Below are 26,209 nucleotides of genomic sequence, written 5' to 3'. Positions count from 1 at the left end.
TCTCGACGATCAGAAGGTTAGACAATCACTGCGTTTTCACACAGCCTGGGTCGTTTGTTGCCGTTGGTAATGGACGCCCCTTTTCCGAAGTCGGAAAAGCACATCTGGCTCATGGAGCGCTCGGGTCAGATGGTGAGGGCGTATTTCAGCATACTTGGGGACTTGTTCGGAGTTTCCTTAGATCCGCCACCGCTCAAGCAAGCGCCATCACCCTGTTTACCCGCCTCACCAACCGCCAGTGGACGATCCACAGCGGCAACGCCAAAGCCCCTCCCAGCGAACCAAGTTCGTTGGGCAGCAACGAAATAATCTGCGCGGTACACCACCCCAGCCCTGAGAACAGGCCAAAGCTTTTGAACGAGCCCAGAGCTTTGTTATGCCTGGCTTCACGCCGTAGCGATCGGGCCACGTGAACGACAATGAAAAAGTCTTCAATGAAGTTGTAAGGCTGTCCCGTCCTGAATAGGGTTTACACCTTCTGATCTGTTTTTCAGGATGGCGTAATGAAATCAGCAAAAAGGCGATGACGAATTGGCCGAAGCCATTCTGAAGATTGCCCGCGATTATGAAGTACCGATTTACGAGAACGCCGCCAGAACTGCGACGCTCTTATTCCCTTTGTATCAGATGCCTGTCAGATACCCTTCGTAGGTACTGCGGATGGAGCACCAGCCCTCATCGCTGAATGCGACACCACCCATGAGCTGCTCCGCGACCTGGTCGAATGCCGCTACGTCAGCCCACAACCGGTCAGAATCGGCATCGCAGAAACAGGCATTCATCGGCGAAGAAAAAAGATCGTGAGTAGCGACATACTCGTCACCTTCACCGATTACGCAGACGTATCCCTTAAGGGACGCCAAACCAGCCAAAGCTTCATCCATCTGCGCCTCACTGACTGTATAAATACCGTTCTCGATACAAATGACATCAGAGACGATCGCCGGGGCAATCAGTATCGCGTCCTGCAGATTAGCGGCATCGCCGAAATACACCTCATACAACTGATCCAGCAGCGATGACTGATAACAATTCGTGAATAATTTTGGCGTGATTGTTCCGTGCATGCGGGCGGCAGCCTCAATCATTACCGGACCGTACTCTCTCAGGATCAACTCCATATGTACCGCGCCATAGGTGATGTCGAGTGCTTTGGCGGCAAGCTTCGCATAGTCGCTCAAGACCTTGCTGACAGGAGAATCGAGAGGCAGCATGAAGGTGAATTTTTTGACGAAGTTGCAATCAGCAATCCCCAGTTCATCACTGCGAACATAACGGCAAACTGCCGAAATGAAGTACGTGCCAGCACAGGCAACCAGGTCAACGACGTACTCTGGACCTTGAATCAAGGGCTGTATCAGGAAGTGGTCATTGAACGTCCAGGTCGCGGAAAAAGTGTTCCATGAGGCGTTATCCAGTGCCTGTTGAAGCTCACTGGCGTTATTGCAACGCTGCACGCCCTCGCCACCAGCAGAGGATTGCGGCTTGAGGATGCACGGGTAGCGATCCCATTGCGACAACGACAACTGCGCACTTTCCCGACCGTTGAGTACCGTTGTAGGTATGAAAGCCAGTTCCGCGGCAGCCAGAGAACGCTGCATCTGATCTTTATGTCGGCGTCTGAACGATGTAGCTGGATCGTTCCCCGGAAGTGAATATCTGGCGGCCAGCTTCTCGGCCAGAAATACACCGTTCTCACTACCTGCCAACACAGCATCAAACAATCCACTCTCGACGGGCGGCAACTCGTCTTCGCTGGTGAATATCCCTTTATACAACTCCGCCTGAAACTCGCCCTTCTTTTTCGCATTGAGCTTCGGGATCTGAGCCACTTTATCAAGTTCAATGATTGCGTAGCAGTCAACCCCTCTCCCTTTCAAATAACGCACTAGAATATTGGCATTTGAGACCGGATTAGTAATCAAGCATGACGGCATTTTCTCTTCCTTTTACTGAGGTCCATCAAACATATCGGGAGGCAGAGCAACAAAATCTGCTGGACCGAGTTCAATATCGAAGTACTCACTCAACACCCCAACCAACTCTCCCAGCGATTTTACAATCCGCCGAGTGCGCGTACGACCTTGAGTGATGACCAAAAAGCTATTAATTAAATAGCTCCCCCCGTCGAGTGACGGCTTGGCGCACACCAAGTTATTTTTGAGTGGTGACAACGGAGAGTAGGCATTGAAAAATTGCCCCACAACAAATTCATGGGATTCGTAACTGGCGTCACGCAACACATACATATTTGTCCATTGGGCACCACGTCGGTATTGAACACCCCACGTCAAAGTCCCGACTCTTAGCACCCGATACGCATGGACCCCCTGAACATCCTGAGCACTATGATGCAGGCGCAAGGGGTACAAAAAACCTCGGTATCCGAATCCGACATCACATATCCACTCTTCGTCATCGGCACGTACCAACAACACCATATGGGTCGAAAACTTCAATCCACTGTCCCCTCGGTACACGGCCGACAGGGTACGTCTGACCTTGAACCCGAGCGTTTCCAATACGACCGCCAGCAATCCATTCATCTGAGTACAGCCACCTCCTCGGTGCCCCGAGATGAGCTTCTTGCTGATTTCATCCATATCGAATGAAGGCGTGACTCCGAGAAAAACATCCAGCATGTCGTACGCAATGGCATTGATGTGTGCAAAATGAATATCGGCCAATGTTCCTACATTAATATCCGATGGAATGTCCAGATTAATTCGCTTGAAATACAGAGCAAGCCATTCAGGCATTGCTGGTGCATGTGCAACCCTCACGCACGATGAAACCGGTTCGGCACTCACAGGCGCAACCTCGCTAATATATGATGGGCTCAGCCATATAAGAAAAAAGGGGGCCGGAGAACGCCCAATACAAATTTTTACCCTATGTTTTCGCCATTGCCGACTTTTACAATAGTTCCCGTCGTATTGAACTGACGAGAAGCCAATAAAAAAACCATATTGGCGACCTCGGCCGGTCGCATGATTTTCCTGCCGGGTATCGACTTCAGAATTTCGCGTTCACCACCTTGGGCAAATGCTTTGAACATGTCTGTATCGACAAAACCGGGGGCGACTCCATTGACCTTGACGTCAAACCTTGCCAACTCCAGTGCCAACCCGAGCGTCAGCCGTTCAATGGCTGCTTTTGCGCAACCGTATGCCGTATTACCAAGCTTTATTTTGGTGGCTGCCACAGAACTGATGTTGATGATATTACCAAAGCGGGCAGCCGACATAAGGGGCGCAAATACGTTGCAGTAATTCAACGAACTTCCAAAATTCGAGTCCATGACTTGATGGAATACCTCGAGACTGCTGTTCAAAAAAATGCCGTCACCTGTGATACCGGCATTATTAACCAGCACTGAAGGCGTTCCCTCAGCAAGGATTCGGTCACGCAACGTCTGGACTTGATCAATTAGGCGACCATCCACTTGCCAGGCGCTCAAGTCAGGGTACTCGGCCATGAAACTGGCCGCCGCCTGCTCGTTGCGGGCATATGTGACAAACACCCTATAACCGGCGCGAAGAAACTTTTCTGCGACACAGCGACCGATTCCTCGGGTTCCACCCGTTACCAATGCAATGTCGCTCATAGCCCCTCTCCTTCAACTGTTATCACTCCCCGGCAATAATTGATTGCCTCGTGATGAATTCTGAAACTGTAACTCTCTCCCTCATTGAGAGGATCGCCAGGTCTTTTGTCGATTACCAAAGACAGCACCAAGCCGGGAACAATCGGCCCGAGAAAAGCGATACGTTGAAGGGTGAATGCGCCCAGTGCCGTTTGTTTCATTTGAGTGATGCACTCGGTCACGAATCCGACAATGCAAGCACCTGGCACAATCGGAAAATCCGGAAAGTGTTCCTTGAGTATCTCGGCATCGCCATTGACTGTCACACTGCCATCGAATCGCTTGGCTGAGACCGCTGAATAACCCACTCGAAAAACTTCCAACTCAGCCATGAAGCGAGTTCCTTTTATTAAAGTAAGCCTCAGGAAAAACCTCCGTAATCACCGACGCTATCAAAATACTCATATAAGATCCGATCATAAAAACTGGCCAGTACTCTTCAAAGCTGAAACTCAAGCCCGCCAACACCCAGTTAATTGAGAAGGCCATGCACCATGCCTTGGTGATGGCATTGTTTATTTCGAAAAATTCGCTCGTCTGCCGGACATTTTCATCAACTCCGGCGCGACTGTATTGCAGTGTGAAGGGGTGCCTAAACAGAACACCTAACCATCCTGCAATAGTTAATACACCATATAAAAGAACCTTAACACTATCGAAACTGGAAAGAGCTGGCCAATACACAGACACCACAGCCATGCCGATTAGACAAGTGACCAGGGTGCATTCAATGACAAATCCTTTTCGAAGGTTATCAAAACACAATATGACAATTAATACCGCCACAAGAATGGAGGCCTTCGCATAGCTGCCATCCAGCCATTCAATCAAGTAGGGAAACAACAACCACGGAATCATGAGTTTGATCATGACTGTCGCGCCTTCAGGCTTAAAATCGTGATAGTCGCCAACAGACAATCTCGGGGGCCCGAACGCAGAGTCCCGAACACTTCAACACGTCCTCCTGCATTGTCGATACTGACCAGGCCCAACAATTCCGAAATATCGCGTGGGTTCAAACTTCGCAGCCCTGTTATCAATGCTGGAACGTAGTGCGTCGACAGGGTAGCGCTCGAGGTGCCGCCACGAACGCAGCGGACTGCAAACTGATTGAGTAACTCGGTTAGCAATACCACTGGGCCATAACGTTCGGTGTAATCGTCGAAGCGGTCTTCGTTCACGCGACTGGTCCAGCCTCTGCCCGACTGAACAACGGGTGGGCACAGTTCCAGATATACGGCCGGTGTTGAGGATTGCGATGTGGACAAACCCTGTACTTTCATCAATTCAGTCGTCATTTTTAGGAAGCCGCAGTAACTTCATTGGCTTTGAAAAAACGTAAAAGCCTAAGGCTGCGACCAACTATCAATCCATTAATGAGACCAGTTCCAAGGGACGACCAAGCCACCACCGATATTTCATTGGCCAGTTCGGGATGCATGGCCGCTTGATAGCCACTGTAATAACGCCAGGCAAAAAAGCACCAATACACAATAAGTACTTTAGCGGTGCCACCAAGCACCAGGCGATCACCCTCTCGCTCGACGTCGTTGTACGAATAGAAGCGCAAGGCCAGAAACCATCCAACTAATAACCCCAGTGCATAAACCAACAACGGGATAGCGATGCCCTGGGAGAACTTCAAAGACGCTAGGGAAACAGCGACAAATATCACCGGAGTCATTTGCAATGATCTTTTAGACTCATGATTTTTGAAGCAAGCAATCATTCCATAATAGGTCACAATAAAAAAAACTGCATAAACCCATAGCGGTGTACCACGTAGAATATCAAGCATAAAACCCCCTGGCACTATACATGCCTGAAAAGCAGCATTGATCATCAGCACGCAATCGACACTTGATTACGACTGTCAAGCAAACGGTTTAGTTTGCCCCGTGGATTATATGAAAAGTCGGCATTGCTTCCCCATTTGACCACTGCCACCCCCCGCGCCACGGCTTCCTTCAACTTCGGAATATGGAAAAGTTGCTCTTCCAGACTTATTATCAATGACGCATCAATGGCAGATTTCTCGACATCAATGAGAACGGCGACACAGTCTTTTCCGGCATCAGTCGTCGACAGCTTCACTTGAAATGCTTCTGCCGGCAGACCTGCGGCTATCAGCGCCTGCTCCATCAGCGTCAGACTGATGCGATGACCACCCAGGCTGAACTCCTCGGCGACTCTCTGTCCGATCTTTAAATAGTATTTACTGTCCGCCGCCTGGATAACCTCACCCACGTCGCCAATCCGGTAGCGAATGATGGGAACTACCGGCGCTTTCAGATCGGTGACCAGTAACTCGCCGGCGTCGGTCTGCTCAATGAAAAACCAGTCGGAAAGAATCAAATGACTATGCGGCACCATGGCTGGGGTATTCACAGCAGCGAAGCCCAATTCGGTGGCCCCGTAAAGACTGTAGAACTGAGCCTTTGGCCATAACGATTGAATGAACCCTCGCTTACCCAGATGGAACGCTTCACCAACAAACACAATCTTGGTGATCGCCAGATCCACGTCGAGTTTTTCTGCAGCCTGAGCGATCTGGATGATGCCCGTCGGCGAGCCCACGAGCACATTGGCCTTGAAGCGAGCCATGGTGCCCAACAACGACGGCATGTTGTTCATGACATCGGGACGCCCCACAGGCAGCAACGTCGAGCCAATCGGCTCAAGCAGCCGGCACATGCCTTCGTAGTTGTAACCCAGGCACCCTGCGGTCAAGAGATTGACGACCGTATCGTCTGCACAAAACACGTGCTCGGCCATAAAACCGCGAATCTGGTAAGGGTAGCTATCTTCCGTGACTCGTTGAAAAATACGGCTGGCTAGCACCAGAGGTGCCGACGTCGTTCCCGATGTCGAGATGACATAACAATTTTTCAGTTTGTCACCGTGGATGAGTGTATCGCTGACGGCCATTAGTGCCTGTTTATTGATCGGCGGGTATTTCTGCGCGAAATCCTCATAACTGGTGACCTGAGGTAAATCCAGGGGGTAAGACTGCTCGGTATACTCATCCACCATCTTGTTGAACTTATCGACATCAAACGAAGTGCGACTTTTTATATTCATTATTGGTGGCGCTCTTAAATTCTTTTAAAAACCATCGATGCGGCCAGGCCGCCCATACCGAACGAGTTTTTCAGGCAGTAATCCACAGATCGCTGCAGGGTGAACGGCGACAGATTTGCCAGACAATCGGGATCTTTCGACTCAAGGTTGATGGTCCCAGGAATGAAACCCGAACGCAGACTGATCAAGGTATTGAGTGTTTCCATGGCCCCGGCGGCGGCAATCATGTGTCCGTGAAGGGACTTATTGGCCGTCACCGGCACTTGCTCTCCGATCACGGCGCATATGGCTGCGGATTCGTGAAAGTCATTCAATATCGTTGACGTACCATGAGCATTGACCATACCGATATCGCTGGCCCGCAGCCCTGCGTTAGTCAGTGCCCGCGTCATCGCAAGCTTCATCTCTCTGGAGTCGGGTGCTGGCTTGACGATATGGCTGGCGTTGGTGCTTGTGCCATAACCCGCCAGCTCCATCAGCGGCTCCCGCCCTTCTTTCAGACAGGACTCAAGAGACTCCACTAGAAACAGCACCGCACCTTCAGCCGACAGGTAACCCGACCGTCTTGTATCGAAGGGTCGCGACAAGGCCGTCGGATCAAGTCGGTCATCGGTGGCGATGATGTCGACCGACTCCAGACCGATGTAATGCTCAGGAGTGATCTTGGCCGAGATACCGCCGACGATCGCTACATCCACACGCCCCTGTCGAACAGCTTGGAAGCCGGTGCCGATGGCCTGCAATGAAGCGGAACATAGCCCCAGGTGCACTGATGCAGGGCCTTTGAACGCAACATACTTATAAATGGATCGCAGAGCATTGGTCGGGTCGTAACGAATAAAGTCTTGTACGCGAAAGTGCTTCTCCAGCGCCGAATCAAGATTGGAAAACTGCCCGCCAACCTTGTTTAAGTCATACGCCAGATTGACCGTTTGCTGAATATCCACAACAGGTTCATCAACGCCCAGGAAACAACCGATTCGGTGCTCGCCAATAGCAGCAGGATCGAGATGAACCGACGCGAGCAGATTCTCCATGGCCGTGCGGGTGTACAACTCATCATGACTGAAGCGTTGCAGTTCACCTCCGGTCAAAAAATTCCCCAATTCCGGGATTCCGGCAAAACGGCTTTTAAATGAATCGGTGTCGTATTTAGCGATTTTCCTTACGCCAGAGTTGCCATCCCGAAGCGCTTTCTCAATGGACGCATAGTGATCGCCCAAGGGTGTACAACAGCCAAAACCGCTGATGACAATCCTTTGAATACTCATGACTGCGTCCTTTCTGACTGCGGTGATGACCGGCCCGACTTGCGCAGCACGATCAAGCCCAACCCCATACTTGCGCCTTCTCCGTGGATGATGACCACTCGGCCAGGCTCGATCGTCGGGTCAGCCAATGCACACACCAGATCGACCAGACCGCTGGTAGCCACCGCGTACTTGGACCAAGGCTTGTATCGACGTATTTCGAAGGAAATAAGACTACTCTCCAGTGCCTGTACTTCCGCGTCACCGATACCGGGAGCGCCATTGTCGTAAAGCACCACCACTGGGTGACTTTCACGAACCCAAGGCTCCAGCAGCCCATAAGCCTCGATCCAGTCTTGTCGAGTGGCGAACATGCTGGTCGAGAATCGACTGAATGCCTGCAGAACTTCCGCCAGCGGTTGGGCCTCTTGTCGAGAAATCCGCTCAGGGGTTTCGACAATCAACGACACCGCACCTCCTGTTCCCTGAACGTTGGAACGACTGGCATTCCGAACATCGATCAAGCCCATCTTGCGAAACACTTGAGCATTATCGGCTTTCGACATATCGCCAAAGGCACTGATCAAGGCACCGCTCGAACCACTGCATGGTAAGTTGTAGAAAGCCTCCTCAAGCAAAGAAAGGCCACCGAGCGACATCTTGCGCAACGGATAACCGCCGCCACGTAGTCCGAACAGTTTTGATAAATGGTAGAGGCCATTGGTGGGTAGCTTTCGAAACAGCCGCAAGGGGTGCACAGCATTTGCCATCACCCCCAGACTCTTGAGCAAAAAAGCCCTTTCGGTGTACTGCTCACTGGACGTCTTGAACTGCCAGACCACCTCATGGAAATCCCTAACGGTTTCATAAGTGGTGTATACGCACATGGCCTCTTTTTCAGCCAGCGTGAAACCGACGATTTTTTCGGCCATTTTCATGGCCGAGAAACCGACATTAAGACAGCAAATCGTTTGCGAAGTCAGCATGGCTCTATCTTCGCGTGCGATGTACGGAGCAATCGCCGCCGATAACTTTACCTCCTGTGGCTTATCGTCTAGCGAGTCGTATGCGCACTCCATCAAACGCTGGACCAGATCATCAGTTTTCAGCGTTGCCTGTTCAATGCCATATCCGGTAATGAATAGACTAGGCATTCAGAACTGCCTCGATCCGTTGCGCGCAAAATCCAGGTGTCCAGTATTTATCCAGCAACTTTGGATCCACCTCTACATTGTCGCCCACTCCCAATATGTCACTAACAACTTTCCTACCCGCCTCAGTCCAGCGACCTTCAGAATAAAACAGCGGGTCGACGAGTAACTTTGCAAACGGCCATATATCATGCGGCTCGATACTGGAATTTATCTGCGCCTTAACCTCATAACAAAAATCAATGAAGTCAATAGAAGTGAAACCTATCTCTTCGAATGACGCGTCATTTTCAATATCGCCTGAAGAGTCCAGAAAAAGTATATTTGCAGCGATTTCTTTAACCTTGGCGAGATACATAACAGTCCTTATTATTTTTCTCAACATTCGATTATGGATGCTGTTTTATTGTAAAGCTTGGCTCAAAACAGAAAGCAGACAAACCAACTGAAAGAGCCACTCTACGTCTACGCAACCACTATTTGCTTAGACTCTACGACCCAATGCAAAGCTCCAATTTCAAAAACATTGTTAGCTAAGTTTGGCGGGCAAATCCAATCGATGATCAAGTTATCGAGAGCAGGAAACTATCGCAAGTCGGCGGAATCCGGCAGAGTTGTAGGTGCGGGACTAAGGCGGTGTGGTCTTGGTCTGAGGAAGGGTACGAGTCGTAGGAATAATTTCCTTTTCGTCGCGCAGTCAATAAATCTGCCCCCTTTTTTGATTGCTGTTGCAACTGCTGGTTGGGGAGACCATTCGCGGCCCCAACTGGCGCTGCTGACCCATCGTGATAGTGAGAATAATCCGATGGCGCGGAGTTTTAGTGAGTGGTTGCTGAGCAAGCTGGCGGCGGGGAGACAGGTGACGTAGAGGTTTTGGGTCAGGGGTTGAAGGGGGGGCACCCTTTGCTCTTAGAGTGCACTTTGATTTGAGGATGCATGGAAGGCTGCTTTGGGTGTGGGTGTTGGTCAGTTGTGTAGTGGTCTAGGACCTCTGACCTTGACTCCGAACGACCATAACGCGCCTCACCTGACCCTGGGAGCAGTATTAAAATTCTCTACCAGCCTCACTGTGGCCTCAGGAAATGCCCTCTACGCATATCTTCATCAATCTTTGGTATACCGCTTAGGTACTGGAGCATCTACATCTTCCACAGGCTGATATAGCTTTTTACCAATTCTGACCACATAACCTTTCTGCTTGAAAGTGGCGAAGGCGCTCGCAACAATTGAACGCCACTTTGCTAACGAAATCTGCTCCAATTCCCTGTAGCGATAGTAAATCTCATCCGCGAGCACGTCTACCGACATAGTTGTCTTAGGCAGGCAGACTGCAATCCTGGATTGTGCAAACACGAACGCGGTCGTATATAGGTTTCGTCCAGAAGGTAATTGGACCAAGAGGATATTGCTTCGAGCTTTATTTTTGTTCGCGCGCATCAGTGCTGCTACTGCTGCCACCTCTAAGGGGAGATGAGGCCGTAATTGTAGAGCCTGATGTGTCGGCAGCCGCGAAGTGATCACTGCATCATACAAAGAAATTTGGTCGATGAGATCCTGATCGGGTGGCAACAACCTGCTCTCCACCGTATAGCAAAGTGCACACTTGATTTTCGCAGTATCACTATGCGGAGTAAGGGAACCACATGCCTTGCACTCTTCCATAGTCAGAGAGTAATGACCACACGATTCAATCTCACCATTTAACTCGGGCACGACCATGTAAAATCTAGTGAGAGTGTCTCCATACCATATAAATATAGGATGAGAGATAGTTCGGGACAGATAATTAACCCATAGAACGAGTTGAGTTTCGTGCGTTTTAAACTCAACCAGCATCGCCCCCCAATTCTCAGCCCACATTACATCCAAACTCTTCATACCCAAGGATCTAATAGAAGTGCAACGCGCCACCATATTCCTAATGCGAAGCGGGACTTGGGCTTTTTTCAAAATCGCTGCACTTTCAGGTTTGCCCTGCAACCGCGATTGAAAATCCAGACGGCCTTTCCATTGACGATTATGAGCATTGTAAATAGCTACAAACTTCGTCGTTGCGCGGGAATAGGCGCTAAAAAGCTCGGCTGTATCTAATGCTTCCGCACCCAAAACAATAACAACCGCAGCTTCTAAACCACGAAATTTCGCTATATTTTCAGTAGCTAGTTTCTCAGCTTTCAAAAAATCAAAATACTGCCTATCAATTATCGACCCTGTCAAAACGACGATATCCTCTGAACCAACGCCACCCGCGACCAGTTCAGACTTAATACGTAGAAGCTCCTCACAGGGGGTCAACGTGATGATTTCAAGCGCAGTTTCCGGTTCAGCTACTCGTGGTGAGGACAGCTGGATCTTGGGAGGAACTACCTCTGAAAGAATTTCGGTAACTGCTTTCGGCATGCGTAAGATGATCGAAAGCGGAAAAGCAGCTACTCCTAAAATCTCCGTCAAGCCGTCTAAGGTCACGCCGTTGCGCTCGAATTTGAATACTTGAGTTTCGTCGCAGAAAAATGCTTTTGGCTTCCCATCAAACCAACTTACAAGCGTTTTGCACCAAGATTCTGCTAAGGCTTGCGATTCATCTACGACAAGGCCGTCATACTCTCCTACCAATCCCTTGTTAATAGCGATATCGAGATCTTCTAAACATTTGACCTTATACCATTCCTCCCCAACCGATAAATGATTCAGCGCATTTGCTGCTTGACGGCAGAGTCCGTGCCAAGTCATCACTGCGCAGGCTCGATACCCTTCAAGCTGCGCACGAATATGCTCAGTGAGCCGTGCATTGAATGAGAGGACCAATACCCGCTTGCCTTCCACCGAGAGTTTCCTAGCTGCCTCGATAGCTATCAAAGTTTTCCCAGTACCTGGCCAGCCCGTGATAAGAGAGTCCTTGTTCCTCAGCACAGAACGGACGACCAAACTTTGCTCGCTTGTTAACTGAAGCCATACTTTATTGTCATAGCGAATTCGACTCGCCCACCGAGGCTGACCATCAATCTTTGGCGCAAGGTAGTCGATCAGCTCTTGGGTTCTGGAAGGACCCAAATCAGAATTTCGAAGTGCCCTCTTCCAATACTTCATGAGGTCTATGATTTTCTGAGCGACGTCAGGGTAAGCTTCAAAATCTATATAGAGCGACTGAGGCGGATTGGATTGGGTATCGTACATTCCTGGGATATTAGACCGATCAAAATCCGAATCAGGAAAAATAAACCCGTATCCGATTCTCAGGCCTAATGCCGGGTCAGCACTAAGCCACGACGCGAATCCATGGACATTTTTTTTAGTTTGACTGAGCGGGTCTATCTTGTAGCCATTGCGGACATGTACAAAGAGAGAATTCTCGATTCGATAAACACCACTCTTAACCTCAAGGGCTAAGACCCCATCTTCTGGATGGACTATCAGAAAATCAATCTCTCCTGTCGGCCTCGCTCGTTTGTCGAGCTTGCTTACTGCGGAGCACAACCATGGCAGGCTATGGATTACGGTGTATTCGTCAGGTAGCTGGGATTTGAGGACTGAGTACAGGTGACGCTCACCGTAGCTTTCAGTGTGGTGTGGTCCATGCTCCGGAATCATCCTTGCCATCTACAACGCTCGCTTTTTCTAATCTATGACACCTAGACACGGCGATGATAGCACTTTGAAGTTTAGACACGCTCCAGTAGGACAGCCAATGGAATCGACCACATCGCCCGAATAGTACCGACAGATCTTCGCCAAGGCGGCCCCCCCGACTCCCCTGCCGGGGAAATGGGCCGAGGTGGCTTCGCTATGGTGACGCTGGACCTGCATCCCCTTGCGCATACAGCCCCCGACCGAATGAAAAGGAGACAGATTTATTTTTCATTGCGTCGAGGCTGATGGCAGATAAATAAGTCTGCCCCATTTTCATTTTTTAGATCCGCCACCGCTCAAGCAAGCGCCATCACCCTGTTTACGCGCCTCATCAACCGCCAGTGGACGATCCACAGCGGTAACGCTAAAGCTCCCCCCAGCGAACCAAGTTCGTTGGGCAGCAATGAAACAATCTGCGCGGTACACCACCCCAGCCCTGAGAACAGGCCAAAGCTTTTGAACGAGCCCAGAGCTTTGTTATGCCTGGCTTCACGCCGTAGCGATCGGGCCACGTGAACGACAATGAAAAAGTCTTCAATGAAGTTGTAAGGCAGCAGAAACATCAGCCATACACTTCGAGGCGACGCCACCCTGGATGGAGGTTTGACCAATGTCAGCGAACGCTGAAGGTCGCAGCAATAACAGAATACGGCGATCAGGAACACCAGCGTCAACATCGACGCCCCGATGCTGCCCAATGCTTCCAGTTCGCTGAAGATTCCCCCGGCCACCGAAGGATGTATCAAGGGCCACGCCAACGCCCAGGCCACGGGGATAGTCAGCAGAATCTTGAAGACGACGAGCAACATCGGCGAACCCCGCAATAAATGACAGTCGCCATTATGCCGCAGCGGATTTTGCCTTGAATGCGGTCATGGGTCGCAGGCGAGCCCCTACAACACCCCTCATCAGCCACTGAAAGGGAGACGGACTTATTTCTCTATCACCAGCCTCGATAGCAGTGAAAAATAAATCTGTGGCACCTCTTTTCGGGAGCTGAGATCTAGACCATCCAATGGTGGAGGTCTTATGGGCAGCGTTGTTTCTGATATGTATTCGAAGGGTAGAATAGGAAAAGGAAATATGTCAGGGTTTATGTGATAAATGAACCCAATCGAACCAGCGCCCGATACGGTATATCGGGCGCTGGTTAAGTTATTGCGAGTCAGGCCCGTCGGGCAGCAAGGCTTGGGTATGTCGTCGACAATGGTCTTGGTCATTTCACCCGGGTAGTGCGATATGAAAGCGTAGTACTCTCCCCCTTTCTTTGAGCCTGTGTTTGCCGGGTTTAACGTTACCTGCACCACGTCCTATTGAACCAAGTATCGATCTGGCTTTACTACTTCAACTAGTTCAAAGTGAGGCCGGTCAAGCGTGACCTTCCAATCTCCACCCCAGATAATCGAAACCTTCAGCTCGTCCGAAGCTGACTTCATTGCTTCGGCGATTTTGGGCCAAAGACCAAGCTTCCCGTCGTTATCCCACTTGAGCTCTTTACCGACGTATGGCACAAGGTCTACTGCACGGCCTGAAACATGCTTGCTATCTAGAGTCCACGTGACTTTGGCCTTATTCGGTTGTGCATACTCCGAATTGACTCCCTTCACTCGACACTCACTTTCAGTACGTCCCTGGCCATACAACCTATGTTGCTCCTCCGGCGTTCGACGTCCTGCCGTGACGCCAAAATCGACTTCCGTCAATTTAATGGCTAACCTTACCACTTCAGCAAGTTTAGGGAGCACACCGTCTAGCATAGTTTCACTCCTTTTGCTGAGACGAAATTTTGGGGATTCAGTAGTCATAGTCATCCTTTCCGAATAAGTGTCCTCGCCAAAAAATAGAGTTCACGCGAACGCATTAGCAAGGGGGGACAAAGTTATGTAATCGACTTCCTTGCTTACTTCTCGGCTTACGCAATTTAACAATAGGTAGCTTTCAGCATAAAATCACCTGTCAGAAATGACAGTTCTAAATACATTTTTGCGATAACAGATAATTACATTAGAAGAAACACTGGCGCCCACAACAAAGGGAACGCCCATTAGTCGGCCTCAAGTCAAGGCTAATGGGTATCCCCTTTTTCGTTTTTTGGGGTGCATACAGGATAGCCAAGATCGCAGCCTGCGGCAGCTCCTACGCCGGGCAATTGAGTCCGTACGTAAATCCGGAGCTTGCCGCAGACTACGATCTTTTAAGCGCTCAACGGACAGGCATCACACCTTCAGCGCCCGTTTCCATTCACTTCCCCCGCCTCCTCCCGCAAGCGTCTACCAATCACATCCATCAAATCGCACCCATCGCGCAACGGAATGGCCAGCAGTTTGGCGAAGTCGGCCAGCACCACCGTGTCGCTCTCGATATCAGCACGAAAAGGGATATTTTCCAGCACCTGAGTGACGGTGCGGATGCGGTAATCGGCTGTGGCTTGCAGCACGTCGAGTGGGGCTTGGGATTCGATGAGCAGGGAGGCCGGGATCAGGTCGATTCCGGTGAGGGGCATGTATCGATTCATTTTGAAGATATCTTATTGATGGGATCCTCTGTTGATCAGGTCGCCAAACCCAGTCGCCATGTGGGCGACGGAGCGGACTATAAGCTGCATCCAATCGAGGGGCAAGGTGACGGATTCCTGGGTTTATGTAAGACCAGTATTGATGCAGTCCCGAACCTTTAAACGCCTCGTTGTACCCGACCAGCATCTTTATCAGATCTTTATTTCCCCGCCCCTAATCCTGTCAACAACTTTCCAAGCGTCCATTTAGGCTTTCCTCATTCCCGGAGGAAACGCCATGGACTTCTTCTATCTGCTACTCGGTGCACTGTTTCTCATCATTCTGGTCGGTCTGACCTACGGCTGCGCAGCGCTCAACAGGAGGCGGTCATGACCGGTTTCTACCTTTTCGGCGGCCTCATTGCGGCCGGCTTGCTGGTTTACCTCGTCGCCGCGCTGCTGTTTCCAGAGGACTTCCTATGACTATTCAAGCCTGGGTTCTACTCGCAGCCTTTCTCCTGGCGCTGGGGCTTCTGGCCTGGCCACTGGGGCGTTGGCTGACCACGGTGATGGAGGGCCGATTTGCCTTCGGTTCACGTATCGAGTCGCCGCTGTATCGCCTGGCCGGCGTCAACCCTGAAACGCAGATGGGGTGGCTCCAGTACGCGCTGGCATTGATTCTGTTCAACGCGTTGGGGGTGCTGGTCGTTTATGCCTTGCAACGGTTGCAAGGCGTGCTGCCGTTCAATCCGCAGGGGTTTGCGGCCGTCACTCCCGACTCCTCGTTCAACACCGCTTTCAGCTTCGTGACCAACACCAACTGGCAAGCCTATAGCGGCGAGTCGACGATGAGTTACCTGACGCAGATGCTCGCGCTGACGGTGCAGAACTTCCTGTCCGCCGCCACCGGCATTGTGGTGGCGGTGGCGCTGATCCGCGGGTTCGCCCGCCACAGCGCGGACAGCATCGGCAACGCCTGGACTGACCTCACCCGCGTCACCTTGTGGGTGCTGTTGCCACTGTCACTGATACTCGCGTTGTTCTTCGTCAGTCAGGGTGTGATTCAAAACCTTGACCCGTATAAAGACGTCTCGACACTGGAGGTCATGCAGTACCAGAACCCGGTGCTCAATGACGCCGGCCAGCCGACCCTCGATGCTCAGGGCAATCCCGTGACCAAGGCCGCCAGCACCGACAAACAGACGATTGCAATGGGGCCGGTGGCCTCGCAAGAGGCAATCAAGATGCTCGGCACCAATGGCGGCGGTTTCTTCAACGCCAACTCGGCGCACCCCTATGAGAACCCGACCGCCATCACCAACTTCTTCCAGTTGCTGGCGATCTTCCTGATCCCGACCGCGCTGTGTTTCGTCTTCGGTCATGTCGTCGGTGACATACGCCAGGGCTGGGCGCTGCTGGCGACGATGACGATCATCTTCGTGATTGCGGTGGTGGCCGTCACCCATTACGAACAGCTCGGCAATCCGCAGTTTTCAGCGCTGGATATCGATACGGCGGCGGGCAACATGGAGGGCAAGGAACTGCGCTTTGGTATCAGCGCCTCCAGCCTGTTTGCGGCCGTGACCACAGCGGCTTCATGCGGTGCGGTCAACGCGATGCACGACTCGTTCACCCCACTGGGCGGTGCGGTGCCGCTGGTGCTGATGCAACTTGGTGAAGTGGTGTTCGGCGGCACCGGTTCCGGTCTGTACGGCATGCTGATATTCGCCATTCTCGCGGTGTTTATCGCGGGTCTGATGATCGGGCGCACGCCTGAATACCTGGGCAAGAAGATCGAAGCCTTCGAGATGAAAATGGTCGCCATTGCGATCCTGGTGACGCCGCTGCTGGTGCTGTTCGGGACCGCCATCGCGGTGATGGCCGAGGCCGGCAAGCTGGGGATCGCCAACCCTGGCGCCCATGGTTTCTCGGAAATCCTTTACGCCTTCACCTCGGCGGCCAACAACAATGGCAGTGCATTCGCCGGTCTGTCGGCCAACACCCCGTTCTACAACATCATGCTGGCCATCGCCTGTTGGTTTGGACGCTTTGGCGTGATCGTACCGGTGCTCGCGGTCGCTGGCAGCCTCGCCGCGAAGAAACGCCTGGCGGTGACCGGCGGCACGATGCCGACCCACGGGATGCTGTTCGTTGTACTGCTGATTGGCACGGTGTTGCTGGTCGGTTTGCTGAACTACGTACCGGCGCTCGCGCTGGGCCCCGTCGTCGAACACCTCATGATGATCAAGTGAGACCACGAACATGACACGTAAAGCGTTCTCCTTGTTCGACCCGAAACTGATAAGTCCGGCCATGCTCGAGTCTGTACGCAAACTCAGCCCTCGAATCCAGTGGCGTAACCCGGTGATGTTCGTCGTCTACATCGGCGCGATCATCACCACCGCCCTCTGGGCGCAGGCCCTCAGCGGCAAGGGTGAAGCCAGCACCGGGTTCATCCTCGCGATTGCTTTGTGGCTGTGGTTTACCGTGCTGTTCGCCAACTTTGCCGAAGCGCTCGCCGAAGGCCGCAGCAAGGCCCAGGCGGCCTCCCTGCGGGATCTGAAAAAGCAAACCTGGGCGAAGAAACTGCGCGAACCGCACTACGGCGCCGAGTGGCAGCTGGCTCAGTCGAGCGACTTGTGCAAAGGCGACGTGGTGGTGGTTGAAGCCGGCGACCTCGCAGACTCGGTGATCCCCGCCGACGGCGAAGTGATCGAAGGCGCGGCCTCGGTGGATGAGTCGGCGATTACCGGCGAATCGGCTCCGGTGATCCGCGAGTCTGGCGGCGACTTCTCGTCGGTGACCGGCGGTACGCGGGTGCTGTCGGACTGGATCGTCGTCCGCGTGACCACCAACCCCGGCGAGACCTTCGTCGACCGCATGATTGCGATGGTCGAGAACGCCAAACGGCAAAAGACCCCGAATGAAATCGCCCTGTCGATCCTGCTGGTCGCACTGACCATCGTGTTCCTCGGTGTAACGGTGACGCTCCTGCCCTTCTCCCTGTTTGGAATCGCAGCAGCCAAATCCGGTTCGCCGGTCTCGATCACCGTGCTCATCTCATTGTTGGTGTGTCTGATCCCCACGACCATTGCCGGGCTGCTGTCGGCGGTCGGAGTGGCGGGCATGAGCCGCATGATGGAGGCCAACGTGATCGCCACTTCCGGCCGGGCCGTGGAGGCCGCCGGCGATGTCGATGTGTTGCTGCTCGACAAGACCGGGACCATCACCCTGGGCAACCGCCACGCCTCGGCGTTCTTGCCGGCGCCGGGCATCAAGGAGTCGGAGCTGGCGGATATCGCACAGCTTGCGTCACTGGCCGACGAAACGCCTGAGGGGCGCAGCATCGTGGTCCTGGCCAAACAACGGTTCAACCTGCGCGAACGCGACATCACGGCGCTGCATGCACACTTCGTGCACTTTTCGGCGCAGACCCGCATGAGCGGCGTCAACATGGATGACCGGCAACTGCGCAAGGGGGCCGGTGAGGCGATCCTCAAGCATGTCCACAGCCTGGGCGGACACTTTCCGGAAGCGGTGCAAACCATCGTCGAACAAGTGGCTCAGCGGGGCAGCACGCCGCTGGTGGTCGCCGATGGGGCCAGGGTGCTGGGCGTCATCGAACTCAAGGACATCGTCAAGGGCGGCATCAAGGAACGCTTCGCCGAGCTGCGACGCATGGGGATCAAGACCGTGATGGTGACGGGGGACAACCGGATCACCGCTGCCGCCATCGCCGCCGAGGCCGGTGTCGATGATTTCCTGGCGGAAGCCACACCCGAACAAAAGCTGGAGCTGATCCGCAGCTATCAGGCCGAAGGCCGGCTGGTGGCCATGACCGGTGACGGCACCAACGACGCCCCGGCACTGGCGCAGGCGGATGTCGCCGTGGCGATGAACTCGGGAACTCAAGCGGCCAAGGAAGCCGGCAACATGGTCGACCTCGACAGCAACCCGACCAAGTTGATCGAGGTGGTGGAAACCGGCAAACAGATGCTGATGACCCGGGGTTCGCTGACCACCTTCTCGATTGCCAACGACATCGCCAAGTACTTCGCGATCGTGCCCGCAGCCTTTGTCAGCACCTACCCACAGCTCGCGGCACTGAACATCATGGGCCTGACGAGCCCGAATTCGGCGGTGCTGTCGGCGGTGATTTTCAACGCGCTGATTATCATTTTCCTGATTCCCCTGGCGCTCCGAGGCGTGAAGTACCGCCCGGTCGGTGCGGCCCTGCTGCTGCGCCGCAACCTGTTGATCTATGGGTTGGGTGGGGTAATCGTTCCATTCATTGGCATAAAAGTGATCGACATGGCGCTATCCGCTGTCGGTCTGACTTGAGGGAGTATGGCTATGTTATCTCTGCTGCGTCCGGCGTTGACCCTGCTGATTGCACTGTCACTGCTCACCGGCCTGGCCTATCCGCTGGTCACCACCGGAATCGCCAAGCTGGTCTTTCCCCATCAGGCCGCCGGCAGCCTGATCGAAAGAGACGGCAAAACCGTGGGCTCGCTGTTGATCGGTCAGGGCTTCAGCGATCCGAAGTATTTCTGGAGCCGCCCTTCCGCCACCAGCCCCATGGCCTACAACCCGCTGGCCTCGGGCGGCTCGAACCTCGGCCCGCTGAACCCGGCATTGGCGGATGCGCTCAAGGGCCGCATCGATGCGTTGCACGCTGCCGATCCGGGCAACACCGCCACGGTGCCCGCCGACCTGGTCTACAGTTCCGCCAGTGGCCTTGATCCGCATATCAGCATTGCCGCAGCGCTGTACCAGGCGGGCCGGGTTTCGCGGGTGCGCAATCTGCCCGTCGACAAGGTTCGCGAACTGATCAACCAACACGCCGAAGGCACGCTGCTCGGGTTCCTCGGCGAGCCTCGGGTCAACGTTCTGGAATTGAACCTGGCACTCGACGCCGCACATTGAGCGTTAACACACGGTGAGCTTGATGGCCGAAGAACGTCCTGATCCGGACCAGCTACTGGCACGGATTCGCGAAGAAGAAGCGCAGGCCAAACGCGGTCGGCTGAAGATTTTTTTCGGCGCCAGTGCCGGTGTCGGCAAGACCTACGCGATGCTTGCCGCCGCACAGACCGCGAAGCTGCAAAACATCGATGTGCTGATCGGCGTGATCGAGACCCACGGCCGCGCCGAGACCCTGGCCCTGACAGAGGGCCTTGAACACCTGCCGCTCAAGCAGGTCATCGACAAAAACCGGACGCTGACCGAATTCGACCTGGACGCCGCGCTCGCGCGTAAACCGGGCTTGATCCTGATCGACGAACTGGCTCACTCCAATATCGCAGGCTCCCGCCATCCAAAGCGCTGGCAAGACGTAGAAGAACTGCTCAGCGCCGGTATCGACGTCTGGTCGACGATGAACGTTCAGCACCTCGAAAGCCTGAACGATATTGTCGGCGGCATCACCGGGATTCGCGTCTGGGAGACCGTGCCCGATCATGTCTTCGACACCGCCGATGAAGTGGTCATCGTCGACTTGCCACCCGACGATCTGTTGCAGCGCTTGAAGGAAGGCAAGGTCTACATGGCGCAACAGGCCGAGCGCGCGGTGCAGAACTTCTTCCGCAAAGGCAACCTGATCGCCCTGCGCGAACTGGCGCTGCGCCGCACCGCCGACCGGGTCGACAGCGAGATGTTGCAGTATCGCCAAAGCGGCGCGGTGAAACCGGTGTGGGGCACCCGTGAGTCGTTGCTTGCCTGCGTTGGCCCGAATGATCAGGCCGAAAAAACCGTACGCTCGACGGCGCGCCTGGCCGCTCAGCTCAACGTGCCGTGGCACGCCGTGTATGTCGAAACCCCGGCCTTGCAGCGCCTGCCCGAGGTCAAGCGTCGTCGCGTGCTGGCAACCTTGAAACTGGCTCAGGACATGGGCGCGCAAATCTCGACCCTGGCTGGCCAGGACATTGCCGAAACGCTGGTCAAGTACGCACGGCAGCACAACCTTTCGAAGGTCGTGCTGGGCCGTGATGAACGTCCGCGCCAACGACTCTGGCGGCGGGTGCTTGCGGATCGGATTGGGGTGCTGGGCGCCGATCTTGACGTGATTCAAATCTCGCTGCCGGAGAGTCGCCGCCCACAAGCCGAGACGACCACCACCGCCAGCGACAGCCCGATCACCTGGCGCCCCTATCTCTGGAGCGTCGCGATCTGTGCGGTGACGACCCTGCTGGCCATGCCGCTGTTCCAGGTGCTGGAACAGGCCAACATCGTCATGCTGTTCCTGCTGGCGGTCGTCGCCGTAGCGGTACGCTTTGGGCGTGGCCCGGCCATCCTGGCGGCCTTTGTCTCAGTCGGCGCCTTCGACTTCTTCTTTGTGGCGCCGCGTTTTTCATTCGCCATCGCCGATATCCAGTATCTGGTGACCTTTAGCGTCATGCTCGTGGTCGCTCTGGTGATCGGGCAAATGACCGCCAGCCTGACCTATCAGGCACGGGTGGCGCAACGGCGCGAAGACCGCATGCGCGGGCTGTACGACATGTCACGCCTGTTATCCGCCGCGCTGCTGACCGAACAGGTTGCGCAAATCAGCGCGCAGTTCCTGACGGCCGAGTTTGGCGCCCGGTCGGCACTGCTGGTCGCAGACGACAACAATAAACTGCAGGCGCCGATGGTCACGGGAGACGCACCGCAAGTCGACGTTGCGATTGCCCAGTGGTCGTTCGATAAAACCGAACCGGCTGGATGCGGCACCGACACCCTGCCCTCCAGTTCCACGCTCTACCTGCCCTTGTCGGCGCCCATGCGGGTGCGCGGGGTCCTGGCCGTGCAGCCGCGCGACACGACCCGGCTGGCGGTGCCGGAACAGCGCCGCCTGCTCGACACCTGCGCGTCATTGCTGGCCATCTCGCTCGAACGGATTCACTACATCAACGTCGCTCAGGACACGACGGTTCAGATGGAATCCGAGCGGTTGCGCAACTCGCTGCTCTCGGCCATCTCCCATGATTTGCGCACCCCGCTGTCAGTCATGGTCGGGCTCGCCGAAGCGCTCAAGCTGACCAAGCCGCCCCTGACCGGCGAAGCTGCCGAGATCGCCACGGCGGTGGGTGAATCCGCGCTGCGCATGAATACACTGGTCAATAACCTGCTGGACATGGCTCGCCTCGAGTCCGGCAAGGTGGTGCTGAATCGTCAATGGCAGCCCATCGAAGATGTGGTGGGTAGCGCCCTGAGGGCTATCCAGCCGATTCTGGGAGGACGTTCGGTGCAGGTTGCACTCGAGGAGGACTTGCCACTGGTTCGCATCGATGCGGTGCTGATCGAGCGCATCCTCATCAACCTGATCGAAAACGCCATCAAGTACACCCCGCCCGGCACCCCGATCAGCCTGGGGGCCAGCGCCACGCCGGAGAGCATTGAGTTGTGGGTCGCCGATGAGGGGCCGGGATTGCCCCACGGTCACGAAGAGGCGATCTTCAACAAGTTCATGCGCGGCAAAAAGGAAAGTTCGATTCCCGGCGTCGGCCTGGGCCTGGCCATCTGCCGAGCGATTGCCCAAGCGCATGGCGGAACCATGCTCGGTGTTACCCGCCAGCAAGGCGGTGCGCGCTTCACCTTGCGTCTACCCCGTGAAGAGCCACCGAACATCGAAGCGCTTTCGCAGCAAACTGACGAGGACCCATCATGAGCGAACCGGTGCTGCGTGTTCTGCTGGTTGAAGACGAAAAGGACATTCGCCGTTTTGTACGGATGGCCCTGCAAGCCGATGGTCTGGAAGTGCATGAAGCCGAGACCTTCCAGCGCGGCCTGATCGACGCGGGAACGCGCCGGCCGGACCTGATCGTGCTGGATCTTGGCCTTCCCGACGGTGACGGCGTTGACCTCATCCGGGATCTGCGCACCTGGTCAGAGGTGCCGATCATTGTCCTGTCGGCCCGTGGCGCCGAATCCGACAAGATCCTGGCCCTGGACACCGGAGCCGACGATTACCTGGTAAAACCCTTCGGCACCGGAGAACTGCTCGCACGCGTGCGTGCCCTGTTACGCAGGCGCGTGAAAGATGCCGAAAACCGCGCGGTTCTGGCCTTCTCCGACATTCAAATTGATCTGGATCGACGCGTCGTGGAGCGCGCCGGTGCGCCTTTGCACCTGACGCCGCTGGAATACCGCTTGCTGGTTCATCTGTGCTCGCACCCGGACCGGGTCCTGACGCACCTGCAACTGCTCAAAGCCGTATGGGGCCCTTCGCACACCACCGATACACCGTACCTTCGGGTGTTCATGGGCGGCCTGCGCAAGAAAATCGAAGCAGACCCCTCGCAACCACGCCATCTCGTGACCGAAACCGGTGTGGGTTACCGCTTCATTCCTTGAACCCTGAGCGGCACGCGTTGAATTCGGATGCAGGCTTCATGCCCCTAGACCCCGTGACTACCGTTCGTCCAGGCTGAAGCGGGAGCACCCTTTCCTCGTCTACACCTTTAGACAGGAGACCTTTTACGCCCGATTGGATAGCGGGTATTTCATTCGATGGCATACGAAGCGCCATACGGAACGGCAGTACTTCAAGCTTCGGGTTTCATTTCTCAAGGAATAGAAAAATGAGCACTAGCAGCAAAGACTGGCATGCATGGCTGAACACGATGCCACCCAAACCGGATGACTTCCACGTGATAGGCGATGTTGAAGTTGCCAATCCGGGAGTCAAGGTCTACCTGACCATGCGCCCCCCGCAGGGCTTTAATCCGTCAATCCTCATGCTGGACCTGCACTTGGTCCAGCAGCCTGGAATCTGGCCACAACTGTTGTGCAATACACAGGCCAGATACGACCGGGTAATGCCTCCGAACTCGCCCCACTACACCGCGGTTGACATTTACCACGATGGCGAGCGATTGGCGTACATCGACTACATTCCCACCATCACCTGACCGGCTCATAACCGGGCACTAGAGGTCGCAACAAAGGCTGTGCCGGCAACGTTCGAAAAGCGCCACGTACACAAGGTCGGGAGGATCCGGAAAAACGCGGCGCTCTGTTCTTTTGATTACATCGGAGAGATGGTGGCAAGCGCACCGATCACGATGGTCAATGCGAGAAATCCACCCAGAAAAATCGCCATCTTCAGCATTTGGCCTCCAAAATTACCCGTCTGTGGTTGCAGGGTCATTGTGAGGCTCGGACTGGATTCATTACAGAAGCAGATAGCCCGGAAAAATACGGATCAGTTCAACACGCCGACATTCCCGTCACTACCTCCTTGCGAGTACCCCAACAGGGTAATAGGCACCTGCGGCCTGCCTCTCCCCGGCGGTGGCAACGAGGACCATAGCGGTGAGTTATTCCTGGCCGCCACCGAAGCGGTAGAAGAAGCCATCATCAATGCCTTGCTGGCCTCCGAGACCACCGAGGGCAATGGGCATGCGGTGCCGGGGCTGGACGCCGGCACCGATGCGTGCGAGTTACGTTTGAGTCAGCTCACTCACAGGCCGACAGAGCTCAGCCCCTTACGAAGACCCTCATCAGCTTGCTCGCACCACGCCTCAACACCTTGTGGAGCGGTGGTTTGCAAATCCTTGTATTGTCCTTCGCCCACTCTCACCTGGCCCTTTCTGCCATTGGCTTCGCTCTTGTCTCCATCACGCTTATCTATTTCCACTGGAACACCCGATACGTATGCAACCATCTTCTTGGCATTCTCGATGCTGTCAGACTTCAGAAAACCTTTATCGACACAGTAGCTAATGAGCCCCGATGAATTGCGACTGCCGTCGTACATACCCTTCATTGCAACTGGGTCCGGCCCCTCTGCATAGGCATAGCCAAAGGAACCCAACGCACTTGCCATTACAAAGACCACAATAGCTTTTTTCATATTCACTCCTTGAACACGTTTGACATCTCAGATGTATTGCCTATAAACCAGCCTTATTCGAACAACTTCACAATGGCATCCGAATACAGTTGGGGGACGTCTTTCGCCGATTCGAGCACATGCTGACGCACCGTTTGACCTTTCACGCTCGGCTCTTCCGCCACGTATTCTGCTGGGAAAGCGGGCGCATCCTGATTAGCACCAGCAGCCAGCAAGGCCTTGATGCAATCCGGATTGTGACTGATAGCATTTTCCAGCAAGGGTGTGCCAACAGGCCATGGTTGCTGCTGTGGCTGCAGTGCATCAACTGACGTTCCAGCTTTGTGCAACAGGGCGATACGTTGTGCCGCTTGCGGGTCTGGCTGGTCGTTCAGCGCATAGGCGCGCTTGCAGACAAAATGCAAAGGGGTGGAACCGACTTTGCTGACGCCATAAGGATCGGTACCTGCAGCGATCAGCAGTTTGATGACCTCAAGGCTAGAAGCCCCTCCATTCATGAGTGGCGAGAATCCCTGAGGGGTCACCAATTTGGCGTCAGCGCCAAACTGCAACAGTAATTTGACCAGTTCTGGCTGGGTGGATTTCTCGCTGTTGACGGCTGCAATGAGTGGAGTCTTGGTCCCACCTTGAGCAATCACATTCGTATTGGCCCCTGCCTTGAGCAAGCTCTGCAGAATCAGCAAATCATCTCCAGATGCCTGCGGGGTGTCGACATTACCCAGCACCGACAGCAGCACAGTTTCACCGTTTTCGCTGATGGCTTCGTTTACATCCACCGGGAATTCAAGCAGACGATCGACCAGATCGGGCCGTTTGTAATAAGCGGCATGCCACAAAACCTGAATATTGGGTTTCGCCCCCTTTTTGAGCAACGTGTTGACGGTATTCAGATCTTTGCCTTCTTTGGAATAAGCGTATGCCATCACCGCTTCGTCCAGTTTTTGGGTTAGATCTTCCCTCGGTGCGGCTTGCGCTATGGTTGAGCCGCCGAGGAGGACCAGTGTCAGAGCACAAACAGTCCGGCAACGGCTAAAAACAGGTTTGAATGGCAGCATACAAAATCTCAAATAGAAGCAACGGTTATAGGTAAGCTTTTGCGCTCATGTCGTAAAATTTGGGAACGAT

General features: G+C 54.3%; 25 protein-coding genes and 3 pseudogenes. 10 read left to right on the top strand and 18 right to left on the bottom strand.

Annotated features, from left to right (window positions below):
• Positions 1–516: 516 nt before the first annotated feature.
• Positions 517–591 (top strand): annotated as a pseudogene (locus BK658_RS29110) (EscU/YscU/HrcU family type III secretion system export apparatus switch protein); the annotation flags it as partial.
• Positions 592–623: 32 nt separating this feature from the next.
• Here the strand turns inward: BK658_RS29110 and BK658_RS29105 are convergent.
• From BK658_RS29105 to BK658_RS29060, 11 genes are all read right to left on the bottom strand, one after another.
• Positions 624–1,937 (bottom strand): ATP-grasp domain-containing protein, encoded by a 1,314-nt coding sequence (locus tag BK658_RS29105; protein ID WP_123585322.1) that lies wholly within the window; start codon positions 1,935–1,937, stop codon positions 624–626.
• A gap of 12 nt (positions 1,938–1,949) precedes the next feature.
• Positions 1,950–2,810 (bottom strand): arylamine N-acetyltransferase family protein, encoded by an 861-nt coding sequence (locus BK658_RS29100; RefSeq protein ID WP_148049747.1) that lies wholly within the window; start codon positions 2,808–2,810, stop codon positions 1,950–1,952.
• Between the two features lie 77 nt (positions 2,811–2,887).
• Complete coding sequence (locus tag BK658_RS29095; RefSeq protein WP_123585320.1) at positions 2,888–3,607, bottom strand: SDR family NAD(P)-dependent oxidoreductase; 720 nt, start codon at positions 3,605–3,607, stop codon at positions 2,888–2,890.
• Entirely contained in the window at positions 3,604–3,978 is a 375-nt protein-coding gene (locus BK658_RS29090) for an ApeI family dehydratase (protein ID WP_123585319.1), read from the bottom strand. The genes BK658_RS29095 and BK658_RS29090 overlap by 4 nt, the downstream gene beginning before the upstream one ends.
• A complete protein-coding gene (locus BK658_RS29085) occupies positions 3,971–4,516 on the bottom strand; it encodes a hypothetical protein (RefSeq protein WP_123585318.1) in 546 nt (181 codons plus the stop codon). The genes BK658_RS29090 and BK658_RS29085 overlap by 8 nt, the downstream gene beginning before the upstream one ends.
• Positions 4,513–4,827, bottom strand: a complete 315-nt coding sequence (locus BK658_RS29875) for a hypothetical protein (protein ID WP_148049746.1) — start codon at positions 4,825–4,827, stop codon at positions 4,513–4,515. The genes BK658_RS29085 and BK658_RS29875 overlap by 4 nt, the downstream gene beginning before the upstream one ends.
• Positions 4,828–4,946: 119 nt before the next feature.
• A complete protein-coding gene (locus BK658_RS29080) occupies positions 4,947–5,444 on the bottom strand; it encodes a hypothetical protein (RefSeq protein WP_123585326.1) in 498 nt (165 codons plus the stop codon).
• 44 nt (positions 5,445–5,488) lie between these two features.
• Positions 5,489–6,727, bottom strand: coding sequence for a phenylacetate--CoA ligase family protein (locus BK658_RS29075; RefSeq protein ID WP_123585317.1), 1,239 nt, complete (start codon positions 6,725–6,727; stop codon positions 5,489–5,491).
• 14 nt (positions 6,728–6,741) lie between these two features.
• The gene (locus BK658_RS29070; protein WP_123585316.1) at positions 6,742–7,998 is read right to left on the bottom strand and encodes a beta-ketoacyl-[acyl-carrier-protein] synthase family protein; all 1,257 of its coding nucleotides are present in this window, start codon (positions 7,996–7,998) and stop codon (positions 6,742–6,744) included.
• Positions 7,995–9,131: a hypothetical protein gene (locus BK658_RS29065; protein ID WP_123585315.1), complete on the bottom strand. Its 1,137-nt coding sequence runs from the start codon at positions 9,129–9,131 to the stop codon at positions 7,995–7,997. The genes BK658_RS29070 and BK658_RS29065 overlap by 4 nt, the downstream gene beginning before the upstream one ends.
• Positions 9,124–9,486: an acyl carrier protein gene (locus tag BK658_RS29060; protein WP_185019920.1), complete on the bottom strand. Its 363-nt coding sequence runs from the start codon at positions 9,484–9,486 to the stop codon at positions 9,124–9,126. Before BK658_RS29060 ends, BK658_RS29065 begins: the two co-directional genes overlap by 8 nt.
• A gap of 367 nt (positions 9,487–9,853) precedes the next feature.
• Between BK658_RS29060 and BK658_RS30550 the strand changes: the two are divergent.
• A pseudogene (locus BK658_RS30550) lies at positions 9,854–9,996 on the top strand (LysR family transcriptional regulator); the annotation flags it as partial.
• A 236-nt stretch (positions 9,997–10,232) separates the two neighbouring features.
• On the opposite strand, the gene BK658_RS29050 reads toward BK658_RS30550, so the two are convergent.
• The 4 genes from BK658_RS29050 to BK658_RS29035 all read right to left on the bottom strand — a co-directional run bounded on the left by BK658_RS29050 (position 10,233) and on the right by BK658_RS29035 (position 15,270).
• On the bottom strand, positions 10,233–12,725 hold the full coding sequence (locus BK658_RS29050; RefSeq protein WP_123585313.1) for an NERD domain-containing protein/DEAD/DEAH box helicase: 2,493 nt from the start codon (positions 12,723–12,725) through the stop codon (positions 10,233–10,235).
• A 326-nt stretch (positions 12,726–13,051) separates the two neighbouring features.
• Positions 13,052–13,561 carry a hypothetical protein gene (locus BK658_RS29045; RefSeq protein WP_221178627.1) on the bottom strand — a complete coding sequence of 170 codons (510 nt, stop codon included), beginning with the start codon at positions 13,559–13,561 and terminating at the stop codon, positions 13,052–13,054.
• A 504-nt stretch (positions 13,562–14,065) separates the two neighbouring features.
• Positions 14,066–14,560 carry a M15 family metallopeptidase gene (locus BK658_RS29040; RefSeq protein ID WP_123585311.1) on the bottom strand — a complete coding sequence of 165 codons (495 nt, stop codon included), beginning with the start codon at positions 14,558–14,560 and terminating at the stop codon, positions 14,066–14,068.
• Positions 14,561–14,979: 419 nt separating this feature from the next.
• Positions 14,980–15,270, bottom strand: a complete 291-nt coding sequence (locus tag BK658_RS29035) for a hypothetical protein (RefSeq protein ID WP_123585310.1) — start codon at positions 15,268–15,270, stop codon at positions 14,980–14,982.
• Positions 15,271–15,639: 369 nt separating this feature from the next.
• Between BK658_RS29035 and kdpF the strand changes: the two genes are divergently transcribed.
• From kdpF to BK658_RS29000, 7 genes are all read left to right on the top strand, one after another.
• A complete protein-coding gene (gene kdpF / locus BK658_RS29030) occupies positions 15,640–15,732 on the top strand; it encodes a K(+)-transporting ATPase subunit F (protein ID WP_019689681.1) in 93 nt (30 codons plus the stop codon).
• On the top strand, positions 15,729–17,501 hold the full coding sequence (gene kdpA / locus BK658_RS29025) for a potassium-transporting ATPase subunit KdpA (RefSeq protein ID WP_123585309.1): 1,773 nt from the start codon (positions 15,729–15,731) through the stop codon (positions 17,499–17,501). The genes kdpF and kdpA overlap by 4 nt, the downstream gene beginning before the upstream one ends.
• A gap of 10 nt (positions 17,502–17,511) precedes the next feature.
• Positions 17,512–19,590, top strand: a complete 2,079-nt coding sequence (kdpB, locus tag BK658_RS29020; protein WP_123585308.1) for a potassium-transporting ATPase subunit KdpB — start codon at positions 17,512–17,514, stop codon at positions 19,588–19,590.
• A gap of 12 nt (positions 19,591–19,602) precedes the next feature.
• Positions 19,603–20,175: a potassium-transporting ATPase subunit KdpC gene (gene kdpC, locus BK658_RS29015; protein ID WP_123585307.1), complete on the top strand. Its 573-nt coding sequence runs from the start codon at positions 19,603–19,605 to the stop codon at positions 20,173–20,175.
• A 22-nt stretch (positions 20,176–20,197) separates the two neighbouring features.
• Positions 20,198–22,897 carry a two-component system sensor histidine kinase KdpD gene (kdpD, locus tag BK658_RS29010; RefSeq protein ID WP_123585306.1) on the top strand — a complete coding sequence of 900 codons (2,700 nt, stop codon included), beginning with the start codon at positions 20,198–20,200 and terminating at the stop codon, positions 22,895–22,897.
• Complete coding sequence (gene kdpE / locus BK658_RS29005; RefSeq protein WP_123585305.1) at positions 22,894–23,583, top strand: two-component system response regulator KdpE; 690 nt, start codon at positions 22,894–22,896, stop codon at positions 23,581–23,583. The genes kdpD and kdpE overlap by 4 nt, the downstream gene beginning before the upstream one ends.
• A gap of 227 nt (positions 23,584–23,810) precedes the next feature.
• Complete coding sequence (locus BK658_RS29000; RefSeq protein WP_123585304.1) at positions 23,811–24,140, top strand: hypothetical protein; 330 nt, start codon at positions 23,811–23,813, stop codon at positions 24,138–24,140.
• A 116-nt stretch (positions 24,141–24,256) separates the two neighbouring features.
• Here BK658_RS29000 and BK658_RS30545 read toward each other — a convergent pair whose 3' ends face one another.
• Positions 24,257–24,379, bottom strand: coding sequence for a hypothetical protein (locus BK658_RS30545; RefSeq protein ID WP_259740166.1), 123 nt, complete (start codon positions 24,377–24,379; stop codon positions 24,257–24,259).
• Between the two features lie 82 nt (positions 24,380–24,461).
• Between BK658_RS30545 and BK658_RS30540 the strand changes: the two are divergent.
• Positions 24,462–24,659 (top strand): annotated as a pseudogene (locus BK658_RS30540) (P1 family peptidase); the annotation flags it as partial.
• Positions 24,660–24,691: 32 nt separating this feature from the next.
• Here the strand turns inward: BK658_RS30540 and BK658_RS28990 are convergent.
• Positions 24,692–25,084: a hypothetical protein gene (locus BK658_RS28990; protein ID WP_123585303.1), complete on the bottom strand. Its 393-nt coding sequence runs from the start codon at positions 25,082–25,084 to the stop codon at positions 24,692–24,694.
• Positions 25,085–25,137: 53 nt separating this feature from the next.
• The gene (locus tag BK658_RS28985; RefSeq protein WP_123585302.1) at positions 25,138–26,139 is read right to left on the bottom strand and encodes an ankyrin repeat domain-containing protein; all 1,002 of its coding nucleotides are present in this window, start codon (positions 26,137–26,139) and stop codon (positions 25,138–25,140) included.
• Between the last annotated feature and the right edge of the window lie 70 nt (positions 26,140–26,209).

The sequence above is a fragment of the Pseudomonas brassicacearum genome (genome assembly GCF_003732175.1).
Lineage (GTDB): Bacteria > Pseudomonadota > Gammaproteobacteria > Pseudomonadales > Pseudomonadaceae > Aquipseudomonas > Aquipseudomonas brassicacearum_G.
The sequence above is the reverse complement of the archived record's forward strand: the minus strand, read 5'-3'. Positions and strand labels throughout refer to the sequence as shown.

Excerpts from the sequence above, each read along its gene's own strand:
- kdpB (WP_123585308.1), top strand. The coding sequence starts at position 17,512 with ATGACACGTAAAGCGTTCTCCTTGTTCGACCCGAAACTGATAAGTCCG.
- BK658_RS29080 (WP_123585326.1), bottom strand. The coding sequence starts at position 5,444 with ATGCTTGATATTCTACGTGGTACACCGCTATGGGTTTATGCAGTTTTT.
- BK658_RS29090 (WP_123585319.1), bottom strand. The coding sequence starts at position 3,978 with ATGGCTGAGTTGGAAGTTTTTCGAGTGGGTTATTCAGCGGTCTCAGCC.
- BK658_RS29000 (WP_123585304.1), top strand. The coding sequence starts at position 23,811 with ATGAGCACTAGCAGCAAAGACTGGCATGCATGGCTGAACACGATGCCA.
- BK658_RS29105 (WP_123585322.1), bottom strand. The coding sequence starts at position 1,937 with ATGCCGTCATGCTTGATTACTAATCCGGTCTCAAATGCCAATATTCTA.
- BK658_RS29075 (WP_123585317.1), bottom strand. The coding sequence starts at position 6,727 with ATGAATATAAAAAGTCGCACTTCGTTTGATGTCGATAAGTTCAACAAG.
- kdpA (WP_123585309.1), top strand. The coding sequence starts at position 15,729 with ATGACTATTCAAGCCTGGGTTCTACTCGCAGCCTTTCTCCTGGCGCTG.
- BK658_RS29040 (WP_123585311.1), bottom strand. The coding sequence starts at position 14,560 with ATGACTACTGAATCCCCAAAATTTCGTCTCAGCAAAAGGAGTGAAACT.
- BK658_RS29065 (WP_123585315.1), bottom strand. The coding sequence starts at position 9,131 with ATGCCTAGTCTATTCATTACCGGATATGGCATTGAACAGGCAACGCTG.
- BK658_RS29070 (WP_123585316.1), bottom strand. The coding sequence starts at position 7,998 with ATGAGTATTCAAAGGATTGTCATCAGCGGTTTTGGCTGTTGTACACCC.
- BK658_RS29060 (WP_185019920.1), bottom strand. The coding sequence starts at position 9,486 with ATGTATCTCGCCAAGGTTAAAGAAATCGCTGCAAATATACTTTTTCTG.
- kdpC (WP_123585307.1), top strand. The coding sequence starts at position 19,603 with ATGTTATCTCTGCTGCGTCCGGCGTTGACCCTGCTGATTGCACTGTCA.
- BK658_RS28990 (WP_123585303.1), bottom strand. The coding sequence starts at position 25,084 with ATGAAAAAAGCTATTGTGGTCTTTGTAATGGCAAGTGCGTTGGGTTCC.
- kdpE (WP_123585305.1), top strand. The coding sequence starts at position 22,894 with ATGAGCGAACCGGTGCTGCGTGTTCTGCTGGTTGAAGACGAAAAGGAC.
- kdpD (WP_123585306.1), top strand. The coding sequence starts at position 20,198 with ATGGCCGAAGAACGTCCTGATCCGGACCAGCTACTGGCACGGATTCGC.
- BK658_RS28985 (WP_123585302.1), bottom strand. The coding sequence starts at position 26,139 with ATGCTGCCATTCAAACCTGTTTTTAGCCGTTGCCGGACTGTTTGTGCT.
- BK658_RS29095 (WP_123585320.1), bottom strand. The coding sequence starts at position 3,607 with ATGAGCGACATTGCATTGGTAACGGGTGGAACCCGAGGAATCGGTCGC.
- BK658_RS29085 (WP_123585318.1), bottom strand. The coding sequence starts at position 4,516 with ATGATCAAACTCATGATTCCGTGGTTGTTGTTTCCCTACTTGATTGAA.
- BK658_RS29050 (WP_123585313.1), bottom strand. The coding sequence starts at position 12,725 with ATGGCAAGGATGATTCCGGAGCATGGACCACACCACACTGAAAGCTAC.
- BK658_RS29035 (WP_123585310.1), bottom strand. The coding sequence starts at position 15,270 with ATGAATCGATACATGCCCCTCACCGGAATCGACCTGATCCCGGCCTCC.
- kdpF (WP_019689681.1), top strand. The coding sequence starts at position 15,640 with ATGACCGGTTTCTACCTTTTCGGCGGCCTCATTGCGGCCGGCTTGCTG.
- BK658_RS30545 (WP_259740166.1), bottom strand. The coding sequence starts at position 24,379 with ATGACCCTGCAACCACAGACGGGTAATTTTGGAGGCCAAATGCTGAAG.